The sequence below is a fragment of the Acinetobacter sp. FDAARGOS_494 genome (genome assembly GCF_003812225.1).
Lineage (GTDB): Bacteria > Pseudomonadota > Gammaproteobacteria > Pseudomonadales > Moraxellaceae > Acinetobacter > Acinetobacter baumannii.
The window spans coordinates 3,516,072-3,535,135 of sequence record NZ_CP033866.1 but is presented as its reverse complement, the minus strand read 5'-3'; the positions used below and the strand labels follow the sequence as shown (position 1 = coordinate 3,535,135).

Annotated in this window: 22 protein-coding genes; 6 read left to right on the top strand and 16 right to left on the bottom strand. The window is 35.9% G+C overall.

The features are described from left to right. Positions 1-302 precede the first annotated feature (302 nt). The 4 genes from recR to EG365_RS17250 all read right to left on the bottom strand — a co-directional run bounded on the left by recR (position 303) and on the right by EG365_RS17250 (position 3,105). Positions 303-899, bottom strand: coding sequence for a recombination mediator RecR (gene recR / locus EG365_RS17265; protein ID WP_000490551.1), 597 nt, complete (start codon positions 897-899; stop codon positions 303-305). Between the two features lie 9 nt (positions 900-908). Then, complete coding sequence (locus tag EG365_RS17260; RefSeq protein WP_001024697.1) at positions 909-1,238, bottom strand: YbaB/EbfC family nucleoid-associated protein; 330 nt, start codon at positions 1,236-1,238, stop codon at positions 909-911. Between the two features lie 265 nt (positions 1,239-1,503). After that, positions 1,504-1,740 (bottom strand): hypothetical protein, encoded by a 237-nt coding sequence (locus EG365_RS17255; protein WP_000917295.1) that lies wholly within the window; start codon positions 1,738-1,740, stop codon positions 1,504-1,506. A 177-nt stretch (positions 1,741-1,917) separates the two neighbouring features. Further along, the gene (locus tag EG365_RS17250) at positions 1,918-3,105 is read right to left on the bottom strand and encodes an O-succinylhomoserine sulfhydrylase (protein ID WP_001076395.1); all 1,188 of its coding nucleotides are present in this window, start codon (positions 3,103-3,105) and stop codon (positions 1,918-1,920) included. Positions 3,106-3,238: 133 nt separating this feature from the next. On the opposite strand from EG365_RS17250, the gene EG365_RS17245 reads away from it, so the two are divergent. Continuing rightward, positions 3,239-4,324: an alpha/beta fold hydrolase gene (locus tag EG365_RS17245; RefSeq protein ID WP_000825843.1), complete on the top strand. Its 1,086-nt coding sequence runs from the start codon at positions 3,239-3,241 to the stop codon at positions 4,322-4,324. Between the two features lie 80 nt (positions 4,325-4,404). On the opposite strand, the gene EG365_RS17240 is transcribed toward EG365_RS17245, so the two are convergent. The 5 genes from EG365_RS17240 to EG365_RS17220 form a co-directional block, all read right to left on the bottom strand. After that, positions 4,405-5,172: a class I SAM-dependent methyltransferase gene (locus EG365_RS17240; protein WP_000934176.1), complete on the bottom strand. Its 768-nt coding sequence runs from the start codon at positions 5,170-5,172 to the stop codon at positions 4,405-4,407. 174 nt (positions 5,173-5,346) lie between these two features. Continuing rightward, complete coding sequence (locus tag EG365_RS17235) at positions 5,347-5,721, bottom strand: cell envelope integrity protein TolA (RefSeq protein ID WP_000800038.1); 375 nt, start codon at positions 5,719-5,721, stop codon at positions 5,347-5,349. 178 nt (positions 5,722-5,899) lie between these two features. After that, positions 5,900-6,124, bottom strand: coding sequence for a hypothetical protein (locus EG365_RS17230; RefSeq protein WP_000826152.1), 225 nt, complete (start codon positions 6,122-6,124; stop codon positions 5,900-5,902). Positions 6,125-6,622: 498 nt separating this feature from the next. After that, a complete protein-coding gene (locus EG365_RS17225; RefSeq protein ID WP_000564581.1) occupies positions 6,623-6,823 on the bottom strand; it encodes a hypothetical protein in 201 nt (66 codons plus the stop codon). A gap of 130 nt (positions 6,824-6,953) precedes the next feature. Beyond that, positions 6,954-7,379: a GFA family protein gene (locus EG365_RS17220; protein ID WP_000065211.1), complete on the bottom strand. Its 426-nt coding sequence runs from the start codon at positions 7,377-7,379 to the stop codon at positions 6,954-6,956. A gap of 264 nt (positions 7,380-7,643) precedes the next feature. On the opposite strand from EG365_RS17220, the gene EG365_RS17215 reads away from it, so the two are divergent. The 3 genes from EG365_RS17215 (at position 7,644) to EG365_RS17205 (ending at position 9,706) form a co-directional block, all read left to right on the top strand. Continuing rightward, on the top strand, positions 7,644-7,913 hold the full coding sequence (locus tag EG365_RS17215) for a YARHG domain-containing protein (protein WP_001037927.1): 270 nt from the start codon (positions 7,644-7,646) through the stop codon (positions 7,911-7,913). Positions 7,914-7,931: 18 nt separating this feature from the next. Beyond that, positions 7,932-8,345, top strand: a complete 414-nt coding sequence (locus tag EG365_RS17210) for an HIT family protein (RefSeq protein WP_000312749.1) — start codon at positions 7,932-7,934, stop codon at positions 8,343-8,345. A gap of 254 nt (positions 8,346-8,599) precedes the next feature. After that, positions 8,600-9,706: a porin gene (locus tag EG365_RS17205; protein WP_000734917.1), complete on the top strand. Its 1,107-nt coding sequence runs from the start codon at positions 8,600-8,602 to the stop codon at positions 9,704-9,706. Between the two features lie 103 nt (positions 9,707-9,809). Here EG365_RS17205 and EG365_RS17200 read toward each other — a convergent pair whose 3' ends face one another. Together EG365_RS17200 and EG365_RS17195 are read right to left on the bottom strand one after the other, a co-directional pair. After that, positions 9,810-10,400, bottom strand: coding sequence for a YidB family protein (locus tag EG365_RS17200; RefSeq protein WP_000183451.1), 591 nt, complete (start codon positions 10,398-10,400; stop codon positions 9,810-9,812). 99 nt (positions 10,401-10,499) lie between these two features. Then, a complete protein-coding gene (locus tag EG365_RS17195) occupies positions 10,500-10,961 on the bottom strand; it encodes a DUF6231 family protein (protein WP_000840537.1) in 462 nt (153 codons plus the stop codon). A 39-nt stretch (positions 10,962-11,000) separates the two neighbouring features. On the opposite strand from EG365_RS17195, the gene EG365_RS17190 reads away from it, so the two are divergent. After that, a complete protein-coding gene (locus tag EG365_RS17190; protein ID WP_000422836.1) occupies positions 11,001-11,870 on the top strand; it encodes a DUF2797 domain-containing protein in 870 nt (289 codons plus the stop codon). A 48-nt stretch (positions 11,871-11,918) separates the two neighbouring features. Here the strand turns inward: EG365_RS17190 and EG365_RS17185 are convergent, their stop codons facing one another. From EG365_RS17185 to EG365_RS17170, 4 genes are read right to left on the bottom strand one after another with little or no spacing between them, the layout of a single operon-like run. Further along, the gene (locus EG365_RS17185) at positions 11,919-13,037 is read right to left on the bottom strand and encodes an ABC transporter permease (protein ID WP_000267847.1); all 1,119 of its coding nucleotides are present in this window, start codon (positions 13,035-13,037) and stop codon (positions 11,919-11,921) included. Between the two features lie 4 nt (positions 13,038-13,041). Further along, a complete protein-coding gene (locus EG365_RS17180; RefSeq protein ID WP_000006398.1) occupies positions 13,042-14,166 on the bottom strand; it encodes an ABC transporter permease in 1,125 nt (374 codons plus the stop codon). 10 nt (positions 14,167-14,176) lie between these two features. After that, positions 14,177-15,934, bottom strand: coding sequence for an ATP-binding cassette domain-containing protein (locus EG365_RS17175; RefSeq protein ID WP_000567280.1), 1,758 nt, complete (start codon positions 15,932-15,934; stop codon positions 14,177-14,179). After that, positions 15,927-16,949 (bottom strand): HlyD family efflux transporter periplasmic adaptor subunit, encoded by a 1,023-nt coding sequence (locus EG365_RS17170; protein WP_001036898.1) that lies wholly within the window; start codon positions 16,947-16,949, stop codon positions 15,927-15,929. Before EG365_RS17170 ends, EG365_RS17175 begins: the two co-directional genes overlap by 8 nt. A 118-nt stretch (positions 16,950-17,067) precedes the next feature. Between EG365_RS17170 and EG365_RS17165 the strand changes: the two genes are divergently transcribed. Beyond that, on the top strand, positions 17,068-17,715 hold the full coding sequence (locus EG365_RS17165; protein ID WP_000091620.1) for a CerR family C-terminal domain-containing protein: 648 nt from the start codon (positions 17,068-17,070) through the stop codon (positions 17,713-17,715). On the opposite strand, the gene lpxB is transcribed toward EG365_RS17165, so the two are convergent. Then, positions 17,712-18,887: a lipid-A-disaccharide synthase gene (gene lpxB / locus EG365_RS17160; RefSeq protein WP_000013434.1), complete on the bottom strand. Its 1,176-nt coding sequence runs from the start codon at positions 18,885-18,887 to the stop codon at positions 17,712-17,714. The genes EG365_RS17165 and lpxB overlap by 4 nt on opposite strands. Between the last annotated feature and the right edge of the window lie 177 nt (positions 18,888-19,064).

Below are 19,064 nucleotides of genomic sequence, written 5' to 3'. Positions count from 1 at the left end.
TTCTCAAGTAAATGCAAAGAGTGCTTTAAACTCTGGTATATATAACATAGGATTAGAAAAATGCTACTGAATCCTTGATGAATAATCTATTTTTGAACAATTTTCCAAAAAAGAGATAATTTTTTGATCATTATTTTAAATTTTTCAAATTTAATGTCCTTCTAAATATTTATTTTTTACAAAAGCTTTTTTTAATTTATATATTCACTGAGTCGTTTTTAAAAATATGTTTTTGTCTTTTAAAAAGATTTTTAGATAATACGATATTATTCAAAAAATCTTTGAAATAAGCACCGAGGTACTTATTTCATACGCATACGGTTATGAACAGCCTGACTTAAGGTATGACTATCCACATATTCAAGCTCGCCACCTTGTGGTACGCCTTGCGCAATACGTGTCATGTGAATAGGTAAATGCTTCGTCGCTTCAACCAAATAATGCGCTGTCGCCTGACCTTCCACAGTAGCATTAGTTGCCAAAATGACTTCTTCGATCGTACCTTGGCTTAACCGTTGGATTAGATAAGGAATGCCTATTTCTTCTGGCCCGATTCCATCTAATGGAGAAAGGTGTCCACCCAACACATGGTATTTGCCACGAAAACTACCACTTTGCTCGATTGCCATAACATCTGCCGGGGACTCAACTACACAAAGCAATTGATCATCTCTTTCTGTTGAAGCGCAAATATCACAAATTTCGTGCTCTGTTAAAGAGTGGCAAACACTACATTCATGAATATAACTTGATGCTTCATGTAGAGCATGTGCTAAAGCAAATGCACCTTCACGATTTTTCATCAAAAGATGTAAAGCCATACGTTGGGCCGACTTCGGTCCAACGCTAGGCAAAATACGTAAAGCTTGAACGAGTTGTTCAAATCTATCACTAAACACTGATTTTCCTTAGAACATGCCTGCTAAACCAGGAGGTAAACCCATACCAGAGTTAGCTTTTTGCATTTTTTCTTCAGAAACTACTTCAGCTTGACGCACAGCATCATTCACCGCAGCTGCGATTAAGTCTTCAATCATGTCTGGTTCGTCTTGAAGTAATTCTGGATTAATTTCGATACGTTTTACGATATAACGGCCAGTCATTGTTACTTTAACTAAACCACCACCCGCTTCAGCGTGTACTTCAGTTTGAGCAAGCTCTTCTTTAGCCTTTTTTATATTTGATTCCATATCTTTTTGCATGCGCTGCGCTTGCTGCATGAGCATATTGATATTCATAAACCTAACTCCGTATCTCTATCAAATATTTCAAGTATTATTGATAGTCATATAACACTTCGGAACTTAAACTCTTTGAACGCCCCTATCGATCAGTAAGATCATTGAGGTCAGTACGTTTAAATCAAAATTAATCCGCAATTCTGACACAATAAATTAATGTTTTCTATTGGTATCTATGAAACTCTTTTAGGTAACTCATCCATTTAAAGCTTTCTATACGAAACTTTTTACTGCGAAGGCCAGTTCTAAAATTTAAGTTAAGCTACTGCGAGGCTTGGAGGGTGCTATTGTCGGGTTTATATTCATTTAAAGGAATTTTCTGAAAAGAGGCATTCGCTTTTTCTATTGTATGATCAGCTTCTTCAACTGATTTATTTGCATCATTAATCAATAGAACAGTTTCGTTAATTTGAGTCGGTTCATCCTTTTGGGCAAATACTTTGTATCCAACCAAACCAATTGCCCCTATAGCAACTAAAATAATTATAGGTTTAAGCATGGTTAAAAACTCACTTTGTTATTTTTATTAAATTTAGAACTTTTATACGTTGTGATTTTTAATTCATTTACAACAAAATGTAGCTTTTTTATTTCAATCGTTGTTTATGAGTAACTTATCTTAAAGTAAAGCCACACTAAAATGAGTGTGGCTTAATTCTTAGATATATAAATTTTATTAGATCAAATCTAATCCACGTGAGATATCACCAATAATATCGTTAATATCTTCTAAGCCAACCGAAACGCGGATTAAGCCTTCTTGAATACCAGCAGCTTCTTTTGCTTCAACAGAAAGTTTGCCATGAGTTGTGGTTGCTGGATGGGTAATCGTCGATTTCACATCACCTAGATTACCAGTAATCGAGATAAACTTAGTATTATCAATAACCTTCCACGCGCCTTCACGCTCACCTTTAACTACAAAAGAAACAATCCCGCCAAAGCCATTTTGCTGTTTTGCTGCAAGTTCATGACCTTCATGAGTTGGAAGCCCGCCATAATAGACCTTTTCTACTTTTTCATGGGTAGACAACCACTCGGCAAGTTTTTGAGCATTTTCACAGTGCGCTTTCATACGTAAACGTAAAGTTTCTAATCCTTTTAAGAAAATCCATGCATTAAACGGACTCATAGATGGCCCTAAAGTACGCACTACGCTAAAAACTTCTTCTAGGAGTTGATGGTTACCTACCACTGCACCACCTAACGCACGGCCTTGGCCATCTAAATATTTAGTCGCAGAGTAAATCACGAGATCTGCACCCAACTTTAACGGTTGCTGTAAAACAGGTGTACAGAAACTATTGTCAACAGCAAGTAATGCGCCATTTGCATGCGCAATATCTGCAAGTGCTTGGATATCTGCGATTTCAGCTAATGGATTAGATGGTGACTCAACAAATAATAGTTTAGTTTCTGGACGTACTGCATTTTTCCATGCATTTAAATCGCTTAGATCCACAAATGTGATATCTACACCAAACTTGGCAATGTACTTTTCAAATAAAGCAACAATAGAACCAAAAACTGCTCTTGAGCAAATAACATGATCACCTGCTTTTAGATACGCCATCGCAATTGATAGAATTGCTCCCATACCTGAGCTTGTAGCCACGGCACGTTCAGCCCCATCTAAAGCTGCTAAACGTTTTTCGAACATCGATACAGTCGGATTAGTAAAACGAGAATAGATATTTCCTTGAACCTGACCAGAAAATTTTGCAGCTGCTTCAGCAGCGTTTTCATATACAAAAGATGAAGTCAAAAAAATTGGTTCACCATGCTCACCTTCAAAACTACGAGTGTGTCCGGTACGAATGGCTAAAGTATCAAGTTGGTATTCTAAATCATCAGACTGGTTCATTAAATGTTCGCCTTTACTGGTCATGTACTAAAAACTATCATCATTTTGAGTGCCTAAGGTATTTAAGGTCAAGGTAAACCTGAAAATTATCGCTTAGACTTCAATCAATCTTTAGTATAGTTGGTAAAACAAGATGAAACGCTTAAAGTCCCTTGTCTCAGAACAAAGTCAAATCAAGCACCTCTCTACCCGACTATTTCGTCCTCAAACATTAGTATTGTCACAAAGCACTCCATTTGAAGTGATTGGTGAATTCAACCAAACCCGTGTTCGTTATTATGCAGCTACAGAAAAGAGCTTTAGAGAACCATTAGTATTTGTGGCACCTTTAGCTATTAATATGGCGATTTATGATTTATATCCATATCGTTCTCTTATCAAATACTTCCAAAATGCAGGTTTTGACGTATACCTTGTCGATTGGGGGCGTTTAGGCTTTAAAGATAGACATCTTAACTTTTTATCGTTTATTGAAGATTTTATTCCTAAAGCTATAGAGCTTGTACGCACACATTCAGGCAGTGATCAAGTTTCTCTACACGGATGGAGTATGGCTGGCATATTCGTTACTTTATATACAGCGCATAATCATCCGAATTATGTCAAAAACCTTATAGTTTTAGGTAGCCCAATCGATAGCTATGCTTCTGGTTATATTGGAAAACTCTACCGAACCATAAACAACACTATTGCCCGCAATAAAAAGCTTCAGGAACGTATCTACTCAGGTTTACCGAAGCGTTTAATTCATACCCCGGGCATTTTAAATTCCTTAGGCTTTAAAATTCTTGACCCTAAAGGCTGGTTCGATGGTCATATTCAATTACTTAAGAACCTTAATAATCTTCAGTTCGTACAAGAACATGCCACATTAAGCAGTTTTTTAAACAATATGATTGATTATCCGGGAGGTATTAATCAGGACATGTTATTTAATGTTTGGCTGCAAAATCCATTAATACAAGGTTCTATTCAGTTAAAAGATAAAAAAATCGAATTGAAAAATATCGACTGTTCACTCTTAGTTGGAGCTGGTCGTAGTGATCAATTAGTGACGGCAGATGCAGCTCAGCCATTAAGTCAGTTAACCAGTAGCCAAGATGTTACATTTACTCTTATTCCTGGCGGTCATTTAGGTCTAATGTCAAGCCAAGCAAGTGCGCAGGAATTCTGGCCAAAGCTAGCAACATGGCTGAGTGAGCGTTCAACAAAAATCTAAATTTAGGCATAAAAAAGCCCTCTATATGAGGGCTTTTATCTAACGCTTTCTCTATGAAAACAAACCTAAGCTAAAACTCATTAGAAGGATAGTTTTTTAAAAACAAAGTATCCGACCTTACTTTCAAAACTTCCGTCTTTTTGAATATTAAAATACTTTTTAACAACATCTGCTGCATTTTCTTGGAGATACTTAAGCGTTTTTATTTGATCTTCAGGTGTCTTCATGCGCTGTACCCAACTATCAAAATCTAGTTTGAGGGTTTGTTTCTCTAAAGTTGTTAATTCAAACCCAGCATCTTCAATAAAGTGAACCCAGTCTTTAATACTGTAATTTCTTACATGACTAGGGTCTCGAATCACTTCTATAGTCTGTAAAAATGTATCTAAAATAGGGAAACTTGAGCTAATAATATCAACAAAAATAACAGTGCCATTTGGCTTTAATACACGATTTATTTCTTTCATTGCTGTTGGTACATGCTGCCAATGATGGGCAGAATATCGACTAATAATTACATCAAACTGTTCATCAGTAAAAGGCATATCTTCAGCAATACCTTGCTGTACAAAAATATTTTTTATTTTTCGAGCATTGGCAGCTTTTGAAACTGTATCGAGCATTTCATGAGATAAATCGTAAGCAAAAACCAGATCTGCATGGCGAGCAACGTTATAAGCTACATGACCACCACCGCAACCTAAATCTAAAACAACGGCATTTGGATATTCATCAATTTCTTTAATGAATTTATCAAACTCGACCCCTTCAGAGTGAGCGGTGCTATTCAAATAACTTAAAGATTTATTTTGATACTGTTTTAAATTTATCTCATGTTGATTCAACATGGCTTATTCCTCTTCTTTGATGAGTTAACCATAAAAGAAAAAGTAGATAAAAAATAATGATTAGTTTTTCAATAATTAATAAAATAAAGTTATAGTTTGTATCTCTATCAATTCTTAATAAAAAAACCACCATATGGTGGTTTTTTTATGTAAGGCCAAGTTCATATTTAAAAATTACTTTGCAGTAAATTTAATATTGAACTTTCTTACTTGTTTTCTAACTTCCGGATTAAAAGGTAAAACAAAGGGACTTGCACGCCATATCGCCTTTTCAATACTCGACTTAAACTTTTGGTCTTCTTTATCTAGAAAAATAATTTGCTCAATCTCACCAGTATCACTTAAAAAGACTTTAACGCTAGCACTCATTCCCACTGAAGAAGGCGGAACATTCCAAATTTTAAAGATCTTTTTTTGATATTGTTGCTTGTACTTTTCTGCTTCTACAATAATTTTCTCATCATCACTTTTTGCTGGTGATAATAACTTAGAATTAATTGTGCACCCACTTAATAACAATATAGAAGTTAAAATAATGACGTTTTTCATTTATAAAACCAATTTTTTCAACGATTAAAATTTAACATTTTATCTTTTTAAAAACCACCTAAATGGTGGTTTTATGCTAAATAGCTACTATTAAATATGTTCTTAGCAAATTCTAGATTTTAGCTAATTTACGAGGATTATTTAGTTTAACTATTTAATTATAATTTTCAGCATCGTTTTAAAAAGATATTTTATAACGTGAATTTATACTTGAGCGTTCAGGCATATCAGCAATATCCTGCTCAGTAAAAATTCCATGTTCAAGTACTTTAGTGCCATTAAAGGCAGTATTGACCGGAGTAACAGGCGATTTAGTAATATAATTTTCATCTGCTTTTTGTGTTAACGATGCACACCCATCTAAACCAAATCCTGTAGCCAATACAAGTAACAATCTCTTCATCTGTCTTACCTGTTATTATAAAAATCAGACAATCTAACAAATTATCGACTGATTGTCACATTTTTAAAACGATTAGGACTAGCCAATTCTTTACAAAAACTCAATGAAATGTAAAGTAATTTGCATAAAGTGTTAAATTGTGTAAAATACCTAAATAATTTAATGATATGTTTTAACTTATGATCTTTTTACTTTTCTTATTTTTGTTATTTACCTTTGTACTCCTCTTAAATGCACATTACAAACACTAGGTATTTGTATCTGTTCTTCTCATCTGCTAAATATTTTTTGAAAAATTAATTATTTTCTTAAAAGCGTTCACTTACTTTCTTTAGTCTAGATTTTTATAAATACAAAAAAAGCCCGCTTTGTAAGCAGGCTTTACCCTTTTTGATTTTTTGCGCTGATCATTCAGGACTTTTGCTGTTTGTGACAGCGCTCGGATATTACACTTATACTTAAAGATTAAAAAGACTAATCTTTTTTAAACTGATGCATTTACTCATCAATTTCAATCGGATCGCCGTCTTCAGGACGAATATGTCGTGTCCCATCATCAGCAGGATCGACACTAGAGCCATCTTTAGTAATCGAGTTATACATTTCGTCCTCTTTTTTATCGTCTATGAATTCTTCATCTTCAAAATCAAGAGGCTCGTCATCATCTTCAAAATTTAAAGGCTTTTCTTCATCTATCATGTGAACCATCCTTTTTTAAGCTATGTGATTTCATGCTCAAATAAATATCGGATATATTCAACAGTGAACACACATTATTTATGTAAAGAATACTTAAAAATTATTAAAATATATAAAAAGTTAAATAGGGTTATTCAAAATATTTTAAGAACTCTTCTAACTCAGGTAAATGTGCAAAGTTTTTATGAGCATCCCCTAACACAACCCAATCATGTTTTGACTCTATACAAAAATTAAGTTTTAAATCTGGTTTAAACGGTTGTTCAAGAAGCCCCAACGGTATCCACATATAGTTTGTACCATTAATTTTATTAGGGACAGGCGAGCCACATCTATTACAAAATGATGAAGTAAAACCAGTTTCTTTTTTATAGGTAGCCACATATTCCTTACCCATCAACCAATTAAACTGATTTTCTTTTACTAAAGTAGCGGCATTCGCTCCAGTCCCAGTTTGTTTTCGGCATAAGCTGCAATGGCAGTGATAAACCGTTTTGATTTCACAAAGTACAGAGAATTTTACTTTATGGCATAAACAAGAACCGATGTTACTCATATAACGTACTTATTTCATTACTATAAAAATTTTAATCATGACTTTAAATATTGGTTAAGTATATATTTTAATTGTTTAATATAAAATATATCTAATCTTTTGATTTAAAAAAGATTATAAAAAAGATCTTGATATATAAAGCTTTTTTATATTATAAGGTGAAATGTGACTTTAAATAACACTTGAGTAATTAATAGTCATTGAAATATTGGGAATAAACCTTATATTGAGTACAGGTTCATACCTTTAACTGAGGAAAAGCTCATGAATAAATTAATGGTTGCGGTATTCGCTGGAATGGTGACCCTTGCCGGTTTCAGTGCTCAAGCTGCAACACCTGAGCAAGAATGTCAAAAATTGCAAGATGATTACAATTTGATTTATGCATCAAAAGGCTTTTGTTTTAAAGACCAAGATGCTAAAGAAAAATATGGTAATGAAAACTGTCATACGACTAAGCCAAAATTCTCTGATAAAGAGCAGCAACGTCTAGACGCAATTAAAGAACGTCAAAAAGAATTGAAGTGTAAATAGTATTTAAAGGAATAATACATGGCATATGATGATCAAAATATCTTCGCAAAAATTTTACGTGGTGAACTTCCAGCGATAAAACTCTATGAAGATGATCAAGTTCTAGCTTTTATGGATATTATGCCCCAAGCCGATGGTCATGCATTAGTTATTCCAAAAACTCCTGCAGTAACTTTACTTGATTTACCTCCTGAAGCGGCAGCTTATACCATCCAGATCGTGCAAAAAATTGCTAAGGCAATGGAAACTGCATTAAATTTGGATGGAATTGTGCTCATGCAGTTATCAGGAGCAGCTGCCGGACAAACTGTCCCTCATGTTCATTTTCACCTAATTCCTACAAATGTTCACCAACTTGGCAAACATGCGGCGCAATTAGGAGACCAAGATAAAATCAAAGCTTTGGCTGAGAAAATTAAAGCAGCACTTTGATTTTAAGAGATAAAAGCGGAGTTTAAACTCCGCTTTTTTTATTTAAAAAGTGTAATAAAATCAAAAGAAAATAAAGTATTTCCAATTTTTAATTGTCATAAAACTGTCATTTCTTCTTCACTCCATTGTCACAAAGTTTACAGATACTTCTTAGCAAGTTGGTGAGCTTCTGTAACTTTTTGTACATAAGCCAACTAAAAAATAAAAGTTAGCTAGGCATACGCCATTTAAAAATACCTTTTGGAGAAATCTCAATGAAGAAATTGCTTCTCGCTGCCGCAGTTGCAACTTTGAGCGTAAACGCGGTGCAAGCAGCGCCAACTTTGTACGGCAAACTAAACGTTTCCATTAACCAAGTTGACAACAAAAATTTCGATGGTAAAAGTGACGTTACCGAAGTTAACTCAAACTCTTCTCGTATTGGGGTAAAAGGTGAAGAGAAGTTGACTGATAAGCTATCTGCTGTTTATTTAGCTGAATGGGCAATTTCTACTGATGGTTCTGGTTCAGATACTGACCTTAGCGCCCGTAACCGTTTTATCGGTTTAAAAACTGAAGGCGTCGGTACGTTAAAAGTAGGTAAATATGATTCTTACTTCAAAACCTCTGCTGGTAGTAACCAAGACATCTTTAACGATGACACACGTTTAGATATTACAAATATTATGTACGGTGAAAACCGCTTAGATAACGTGGTTGGTTTTGAATTAGACCCTAAATTATTAGCTGGTTTAACATTCAATATCATGGCTCAAACTGGTGAAAGCACTTCTGATAGCAAAAAAGGCGAAACTGGTAAAGACAGCAAAAATGATAGCTTCGATTCAGTTTCGACTTCTCTAGGTTATGAAAATAAAGACTTAGGTTTAGCAATCGCTGCTGCTGGTGACTTCGGTATCAAAGGTAAATATGCTGCTTACGGTTTGAAAGATGTTTATACAGACGCTTACCGTGTAACTGGTTCTTATGACATTGCTAAATCTGGTTTTGTAGTAGGTGCTTTATGGCAACATGCTGAACCTACTGATGACTTGACTGCATATGGTCAAACATATAAATCAGATGGTTCAATCGATAAAGCTGGTAAAGCTTACCGTGGTTTAGAAGAAGAAGCATACGCGGTAACTGCTGCTTATAAAATTCCTAACACTAAACTTAAAGTAAAAGCAGAATATGCTTCTGCTGAAACACAAGTAAGTGGTCAGGCAGATCGTAAAATTGACTTGTATGGTTTAGGTCTTGATTATCAAATCAATAAACAAGCTCGCTTCTACGGTATCGTTGCTCAACAAAAACGTGACTGGTTGAATGACGACGACAAACAAACTGTTGTAGGTACTGGTATTGAATATAACTTCTAATCAGTTATGTTCGATTCATATCTAAAATAAAAGGGCTTATGCCCTTTTATTGTGCTATCAAAAAAGCCGATATTTTTATATCGGCTTTTAAAAAATTTATATCTTATTTTAAGAAACCACTTACAAGATTCATCACATTTTGAATATCTTGGTTAGCTTCTTGATGATCTGTACTCTCACCTTGAGGTGTTAAAGAATCAATGACTTGAGGTAAGACAGAAGCGATTGCACCATAAACTTGTTCTTTTGGTGCTTGAGCTTGCTGAGCAACTTGTTCAATGTCTGCTGGATTAAACAGACTTTGTAATTGCTGGGTCGGAACTTCACTATTACTTTGGTTTGGATCAACCCAACTTTGAACTTGGCTACCTAAGCCAGCGCCTTTTAATTTCTCAAGAGCAGCTTGTAAACCACCTTGTTGCTGAACCCAACCTAAGATTAAAGGTACCACTGCAATTAATAAACTTTGTACACCACCACCAGTTTGAGGTGTGTTGTTATTACCAGTGACTTGTCCTAATACAGAACCCAATACTCCACCAAGACCACCTTGGGCACCAGATGAAGTATTACCACCCATTTGTCCTAGTACAGAACCTAAAATTCCACCTAAACCACCTTGACCTGACGCTTGCTGATTCCCACCTAAAGCTTGCTTAGCCAAAACTTCTACAATGTTGCTTAAATTTGTCATGAGTAACTCTTATGTATGGTTTATACATGAGCATACGCGTTTTTTTGTTAAGACAGCAAAAATCAAATTGTTAAATTTTGAAAGAGATCGCAAGGTCTTTTACCAACGGAATTTATTCCAATTTTCTGGATTTGCCCAAAATTTTGAATTAAACCAGTCTGGGACATGCTTATAGGTCAAAATATTAAATTGCCATAAAGCAAAATCACTATCATGTGAAGTCTTATCAATAAGTTGTGTAAAACCTAAAGAACGCAGAAGCTGTTCATCACTGCGCTTGCTTACTACAACAATTCGTTTTGCTAATAAATCTCTTAGCTTTACTAATAATTGTGATTTTTGCACATCGCTGATGTCCTGCATTTCATCAGTATCAAACAATACAAAACCCAAATCATAACGCTGAGTAAAAGGCAGACTTAACAGCTCAGTTACGGTAAAATAGTGCCATTGAATTGCGTTATTCTGGTCAATTTTCTGGCCAATACAAAGTGCAGTATGAATAGGCTGTTCGTTTGATAAATCGTCTAGCATAGAAGTGATGACATTTTGTTCAGCCATAACTGCAACCCTTAATTGAAAGATGTGAGTTTAAACTTTATGGAACTACAAGGCATTTGCCATAAAATGCATGCAGGCCTAAAAGATGCTAGTGTAACTGATCAACAGACAACCAAGGCAAATGTTGAATACAAATTTGTATTAGACCGTTCAGAAATTGATCTTCCTTTTAATTTAGGACAAGAACTAGAAATCGAATGGACAGGTAATATTTATTGCACTTCTTGTGGTGCTAAAACACCAAAGTCTTATTCGCAAGGCCACTGCTTTAAATGCTTTAAAACGAAAGCGGAATGTGACCTTTGCATTATGAAACCTGAAACATGCCACTACCATTTGGGTACATGTCGTGAAGATGATTTTGCCCACAGCGTATGTTTCCAGCCTCATATTGTGTATTTGGCAAATTCAAGTGCTTTAAAAGTAGGTATTACTCGTGTTAGCCATATGCCTGGTCGTTGGTTAGATCAAGGGGCAACTCAAGCCTTACCTATTTTAAAAGTTGGTTCACGTCGTTTATCCGGCCAGCTTGAAACCATGTTTGGTTCCTTAATTGCGGATAAGACAGATTGGCGTAAACTTCTCAAAGGCGAAGCTGAACCTCTAAATTTGATTGAACAACGTGATCAGTTAATTGAAGAGTTCGCCCCTAAAATTCAAACTATTCGTGAAGAATTTAGTCAAAACCTTGAATTTAACGAAACGGTTGAATTACTAGAAAATGAATTGCCACGTGAGTTTGTTTATCCAGTTGAACAATATCCTGAAAAAATTAAGTCTTTAAACTTAGATAAAACACCAAAAATTCGTGGTGTATTGCAAGGTATTAAAGGCCAATATTTAATTTTTGATATTGGTGTTATTAATATCCGTAAATATACAGGTTACGAGCTGATTGTACGTGCATAAGTCGATTTAAAAAAGCCTCATAAAAATGGGGCTTTTTAATCAATATAACTAAGATAATCTATTTCTGAATAACCAAGCTGCTAAAGGTAAAGTTACTATTCCCAGCACAATCATTGGTAAAAAGTTCAATTTGACTTGTGCAAAGCTTGCACCTTCCAAATAAACCCGCTGTACCAAGTTAATTCCAAATCTTAATGGATTTGCATAAGTTGCTACTTGTAATGCTTTTGGCATGTTTTCTACAGGTGTCAGTAAGCCTGAAAGTAACATCAAAGGCATAATCAATAAAAATGTAAAAAGCATGGCTTGTTGCATATTTAATGATAAAGCTGAAATTGATAAGCCCACACCAACTACAGCCACGTTAAAGCTGAATAATCCAAAATAAACCAGTCCAATAGAGCCATTCATTGGAATTTTAAACCAGAACAAAATAATCAATAAAATAATGGTCGATTGCATCAAACCTACAAAAATCGGCGGCAAAGCCTTACCAATCATAATTTGTAATGGCGTATAGGGTGTCACTAATAATTGATCAAACGTACCCTGCTCACGTTCACGCGCAACTGATAAAGCAGATAAAAGTAATGTCTGCATCATACTTAATGCTGCAATTAATGCAGGCATTAAGCTCCAACGAGACTCCTGATTTGGGTTGTACCATGTTCTTGTTTCAAGGCTAATCGGTAAAGCTGAATTAAACTTTTGCTGATTGAACTGACCAATAATTTTACTTAGATATGACCCTGCGACCATAGCTGTAGATGAATTTCTACCATCAACAATGATCTGTATAGGAGAGCTTTGGTTATTGTTTAATTTACTCTCGAAATCATTGGGGATCGTAATTACGAGCAATGCCTGACGATTATCAATAACCTGTTTGATTTGTTCGGTATATTCCAGTGTGGCAGCACGCTTAAAAATACCAGAGCCATCGAGCTTCGAGATCAGCTCATGTGAAACCTGCCCGTTGCTCTGATCTAAAATTGCATAATCTACATGGTTAACGTCATAAGTAGCCGCATAGCCAAATAAAAGTGCTTGCATCAGGGCGGGTACAAATAGAATAGCCCTATTTGCAGGATCACTAAAAATGGTTAAGAATTCTTTTTTGACTAAAAAACTTAATTGTTTCAGCCACGTGATTAATTGCTGCCACATAACTTTATCTCAACCGTTTTTTCAGTGAAAAGTTCACAGCACATATCAAAACAACGATATATCCCAATAAAATACCGCACTCTTTAAACCATAGCTTCCAATCATCACCTCCCATAAATAAAGTTTTAATTAAAACCATAAAATGCGTCGCTGGAAGTAACTGGCTAATAATTTGCACAACCAAAGGCAAATTGCGTGTATCAAAAACAAATCCGGAAAGCATCAGCGCTGGCATAAAACTTGCCAACAAAGCAATTTGACTCGCCTGAAACTGACTTTGGGCAAAGCCAGATATAGTTAAACCAAGTAATAATGAAACGATTAAATATAGAAATGAAGCAAATAAAATTGAGAATAATGAACTGCGCATAGGGACTTCAAAAATAAAATGTGCAGCAACAATACAAATAACGATATCAATCATGCCGACAACAACGTACGGAATGAGTTTTGCCAACACAATTTCAAATGGCCGTACTGGTGTGACAAATAAGGCTTCTAATGTTCCCCGTTCCCTTTCACGGGCAATAACCAGACCAGTTAAAAATGCGCCAATTAAAGTTAAAATGAGTACCATTAAACCCGGCACTAAAAACCAAGTACTGTTACCAGATTCGTTAAACCATATTCTTTGTTCAATTTTAACGGCGCTTGCAGATGCTAATATTGGGCTACGATCAATTTGTATTGATGGCGCGGTAGCCAAAGCACCCGCGACATACCCCTCTAAAGCAGTTGCTATGGTGGTCGATCTACCATTTAATAGCAATTGAACCTTTGCGTTACCTTGTTGGGTCTGACTTGCAAAATCGGAAGGCAAATGCAAAATCGCATCAATTTTGCCATTTCGAATGGCCTGTTCTGCTTCAGGCAAATTATGAAATTCTAAACTGGTTAAATATCGCGATCCATTTAAGCCAGCTAAGACCTGATTGACCTGCGGCGAGGACTGATCAACTACAACACCAACTCGTGCTTGGTTCAAGTCAAAAGAAAGCCCATAACCAAAAAGTAAAATTAAGATAACAGGCAAAACTAGGCCAATTCCGAGACTGCTTTTGTCACGAAGAAGCTGTTTAGTTTCTTTCCGAACTAAGGCTTTCAAGCGACTCCAAAATGCAAAGCTCATTGTAGGTCTCCTAACCCGCATGCCTTAATGCACGTGCTTGTTCCACAATTGCAATAAAAGCCTCATTCATATCAACAATATGTTTATCTTTACTTGCCAATTCGCGGACCTGTTGAGGAGAACCTAGGGCTAGTAACTTTCCTGCATCTAGTATGGCAATGCGGTCACAATATTCTGCTTCCTCCATAAAATGGGTGGTAATAATGATGGTAATGCCTTGATTTGCGAGTTTACCAATGCTGTACCAAAATAAACGCCGTGCAAGCGGGTCTATTCCACTCGTAGGTTCGTCTAAAAATAAAATTTCTGGTTCATGTAATAATGCAGCCGCCATAGATAAGCGCTGTTTATAACCACCAGGTAAATCACCGCTTTTAATTTGCGGCTTTAAATCATATTGTTGTAAAGCTTTATCAATTTGTTGATTTAGTTTTTTGCCCGATAAACCATAGGCTCCACCAAAAAACTTCAAATTTTCTAAAACAGTTAAATTGCTATACAGTGCAAATTTTTGAGAGACGTAGCCTACTTTAGCTCTTGCTTCAGCACGGGCCGTCCGTAAGTTTTTACCTGCAACTTCTAGGTAACCGCTACTTGCCGGTAGTAACCCACATAACATGCGGAATGTCGTGGTTTTACCAGCTCCATTTGGCCCAAGTAACCCAAAGATCTCTCCACGCTGTACAGTAAATGACGTATTGGCAACAGCAGTAAAATCTCCAAAAGTTCTGACTAAATCTTTAACTACAATAACCGCTTGGTCTGATTGCGAATTATTGTTTTGTTCGGATCGAAAAGCCTGCTGAGAAATAGAGATTTGTTGTTTTTGATTTTGCTGTAACAACATCATAAAAGCATCTTCGAGTTCAGGTGGTCGCCTATTTGCCACTAGCCCCAGAGGTAAAATATTTGTTGATAGTTCTTTTTGGCGGCTAATAAAGTTTACTTGCTCTCCCCTTGGCACTGCATCAATAATCTCTCCAGAATTTCCAAGCAACTGGGCTTGTACAATCCGAGTCTTAATCTGCTCTGAAGGTTTTATTTGCCATGTTTGCTCATGTACTAACGCTTTTAATTGCTCAGGTGAACCTTGTCTTAAAATTTTGCCTTCATGCATGATATATACGTAAGCGCACTTTTCTGCTTCATCCATATAAGCGGTACTTATAATTACGCTTAAATTTTCTTCCTGAACAAGTTGTTCGATAATGATCCATAAATCCCGTCTTGATAAAGGATCTACTCCAACACTAGGCTCATCAAGCAAGAGTAACTCTGGGGAACGAACTAGAGTACATGCCAATCCTAGTTTTTGCTTCATTCCACCAGAAAGTTGCCCTGCTAGACGTTGAGTAAACTGAGTAAGATCCGTTATTTCCAATAAACGTTTAAATCTTTGGTTACGTACATTTTTTGGAACGCCGTGTAAGTCGGCATATAAATTTAGATTCTCTTGTACACTTAAGTCTTCATAGAGTCCAAAACGTTGTGGCATATAACTAATACGGTCTTGGACAACTTGAGGATGTTTTTCAATATCAAACCCGAGCACATGAAGAGAACCTGAACTCGCTTTATATAATCCTGCAATTAACCTTAATAAAGTTGTTTTACCCGCACCATCTGGGCCGACTAAAGCGGCAAGTTCTCCTTTTTTGATTTGCATATTCAAATCAACAATTGCACTAATATCTGCTGAATTTTTATTTTCGGCTTTAAAAGTCATGAATAAATTATGGGCTTGAACCACTGCTTTACTATCAATCATAGGCTTTCTCACTTAAAGCAAGTGGGACATTTACTGTCACAGGTTGACCCATTTTTAATTGATCATTCGGATCATGTACATACACCCGAACTTCGTAAACAAGTGTTGTTCTAATCTCTTCTGTCTGTACTGTTTTAGGTGTGAACTCAGCCACTGAAGATATATAGCCAATTTTTCCATTCATAGGCTGATTCGGATAAGCATCACGAATGACTTGAGCCGTGTCTCCCATTTTAATTGAACTTAAATCTTGTTCATTTACATAAACACGAATCCATTTTGGATTGGTCAAGGCTAATGTATAAACGGCCTTTTGAGCAGTTGTCATGTCGCCAACTTCTTGCAACCGAGCTCGTACCACTGCATTTACAGGAGACCTTAGTTCTGCTTGAGTAAGGTTATAGTTAATTAAATCTAAATTAGCCTTAGTCACTTCATACTGTGCTCTGGTTGCTTCACGATCTTCTTTTCGTGCACCTTTAATTAATAATTCTAAATTGGCTTGTCTTTCACGGACCGCTGCCTCAGCACTATGTTGATTACTTTTGGCATAGTCGAGTTCTTGTTGGCTAATTGCTCGACCATCGGTACTACTTACCAAAATTTGTAAGCGTTGCAAGTTTTTATTGGTTTTATCAAGCTCAGCTTGGGCAGACGCAAGTTGAGCTTTTGCTTGGGTGATTTCTTCAGGGCGAGCTCCAACCTCTTGTTTAACAATTGCCTCTTGTTGAGCTTTAAGTTGTGCTTGAGCTTGCTTTGCCTGAATTTGTAATGCATTGGTATTAAGGGTCGCCAGTACTTGACCTGCTTGAACTTTATCGCCCTCTTGAACTAAAAGTTTCTGAATACGGCCAGACTGTTCAAATGCAAGTGAAACTTGGCGGATATCCACATTTCCATATAAAGTTAATACATTATTATCTAATTGTTTTTTATGATTATATCCCCATACCCAAAAGCCGATGGCAACTACAGCTATAACAACTAAAATGCCGGCAATCACTTTTTTATTCATCTTTTTGGCCTTCTTATTAAATTCAAATTTACATAGTTTAAATTCAATTTAAATTTAAATTACCTTAATCTTTGAATAAAAGATATACTTTTATGATGAAATAAAATTAGGTTTAAACATGTCCAGATCTAGACGAAGTGATGGTGACTTAACAAAGACTAAAATTATTGAGGCAGCAGGACCCTTAATCGCCCAATATGGTTTTGCAAAAACAGCAAACAAAACAATTGCCAAAGTAGCAAATGTCGATTTAGCAGCAATTAATTATCACTTTGATGGTCGAGATGGACTATATCAAGCAGTGTTAATGGAAGCTCATGCCCATTATCTAGATGAACAATACTTACTAGAACTTGTTGAAAGTACTTACCCTCCCGAAGAAAAATTGAGTTTATTACTTGAAACTTTATTACATAAGTTGACGGAAAAAGATGTTTGGCATGGCAAAGTTTTTATTCGCGAACTGTTTTCACCTTCTGAGCATTTATTAAATTTTATTGAATTAACTGGTATGAGAAAATTTTTTCTTATTCGAAAGTTGATTAGTCAAGTGGCGAACTTAGATGAAAATGATCCGGCCGTTTTACCTTGTATTTTAAGCGTGATGACCCCTTGCATGATGCTTATTATTGCCGGGCCTAATGCTCAAGCACCTGAGCCACTTAAAAATATTGCTCAGATGCCATTACATGATTTAGTTGAACATTTTAAAAAATTTTCATTAGCTGGATTAAAAGCAATTAGCCAATCAAATCTTAAAAATTAGCTATTCAAACATTGCAAAATGGCTTGAACCGGATCTTCTGTATTTCCAGAAATAAGCTGTTTATGCATAGTTAAATGTTGCATTACTTGAATTTGAGCGGTTTCTACATTCATTAGTTTTTCTATTTCAGCCGCTAAATTTTCAGGTGTTGCATCTGCCTGAATCAGCTCTTCAATTACTTTTTTACCCGCGATGATATTTGGCAAAGAGTAATAAGGTATTTTCACCAAGAATTTAGCAATTAAATAAGTTAGCCAATGCAGTTTATAGAAAGTGACCATTGGTCTATGCATGAGCATTGCTTCTAATGTCGCCGTTCCAGACGCTAAAGCAATAATGTCACTCGCGTTCATGACCATACGACCAATTTTCGATTCACTATCCGTATTTTCTAAAATATGAATTTTTGCTTTTAACTGCGGTGCTAATTGTTCAACCCCCTGCTCAATCTGCTGTTTGCGCGCATCATTAATTGCCGGAATTAAAAACTGAATATCTGGATATTTTGTATGCAAAATATTGGCTGCCCCCAATAGCATAGGAAGAAGCCTTTCTACTTCACCCTTGCGGCTACCGGGCAACAAAGCAATATGTTTTTGATTTTCATCAACACCCAATTCTTGTTTAGCAATTTGAATAGGGTTCTCAAGCGGTAATTGTTTAGCTAATGGATGGCCTACAAATGCCGCTGGAACTTCATATTGTTCATAAAAAACTTTTTCAAAAGGAAATAAGCAAAGTACTAAATCTATACTTTGTTTGATGCCATGTACTCGCCCTTGGCGCCATGCCCAAACTGATGGACTCACATATTGAACTGTTTTTATTGGAAGATTCTTTTCTTTGATACTTTTCGAAAGTCTGAGGTTAAAGTCTGGTGCATCAATACCAATAAAAATATCAACTGGATGCTGAGTCCATTGATTAATTAAGCCATCACGTACGGCGAATAGTTTTTTTAAGTCTTTTAATACTTCAACAATGCCCATCACAGACAGAGTTTCCATTGGGTAATAACTGTTAAAACCTTCCGCAATCATTTGAGGGCCACCGATTCCCTCAAATTCAGCATCGATTCCCTGCTCGCGAAAACTACGCATGAGTTTTACGCCGAGCGTATCTCCAGAAACTTCTCCAACTACAATGCCTATTTTAAGTTTTCGGTTTGCCAAGGCGATTTACCCAAGAATTTGAAATAACGCATTCTAGCATAGAGACTTATTAATCTTGAACTTGCCTAATCAATCCCAGCTAAACCTAGCCCTAGCACATCACTATCTAAAATTACATTCATACACTATCTTTTAATCTAAATTAACAATGTTATTTGAATTGTAGCTTACATTTAC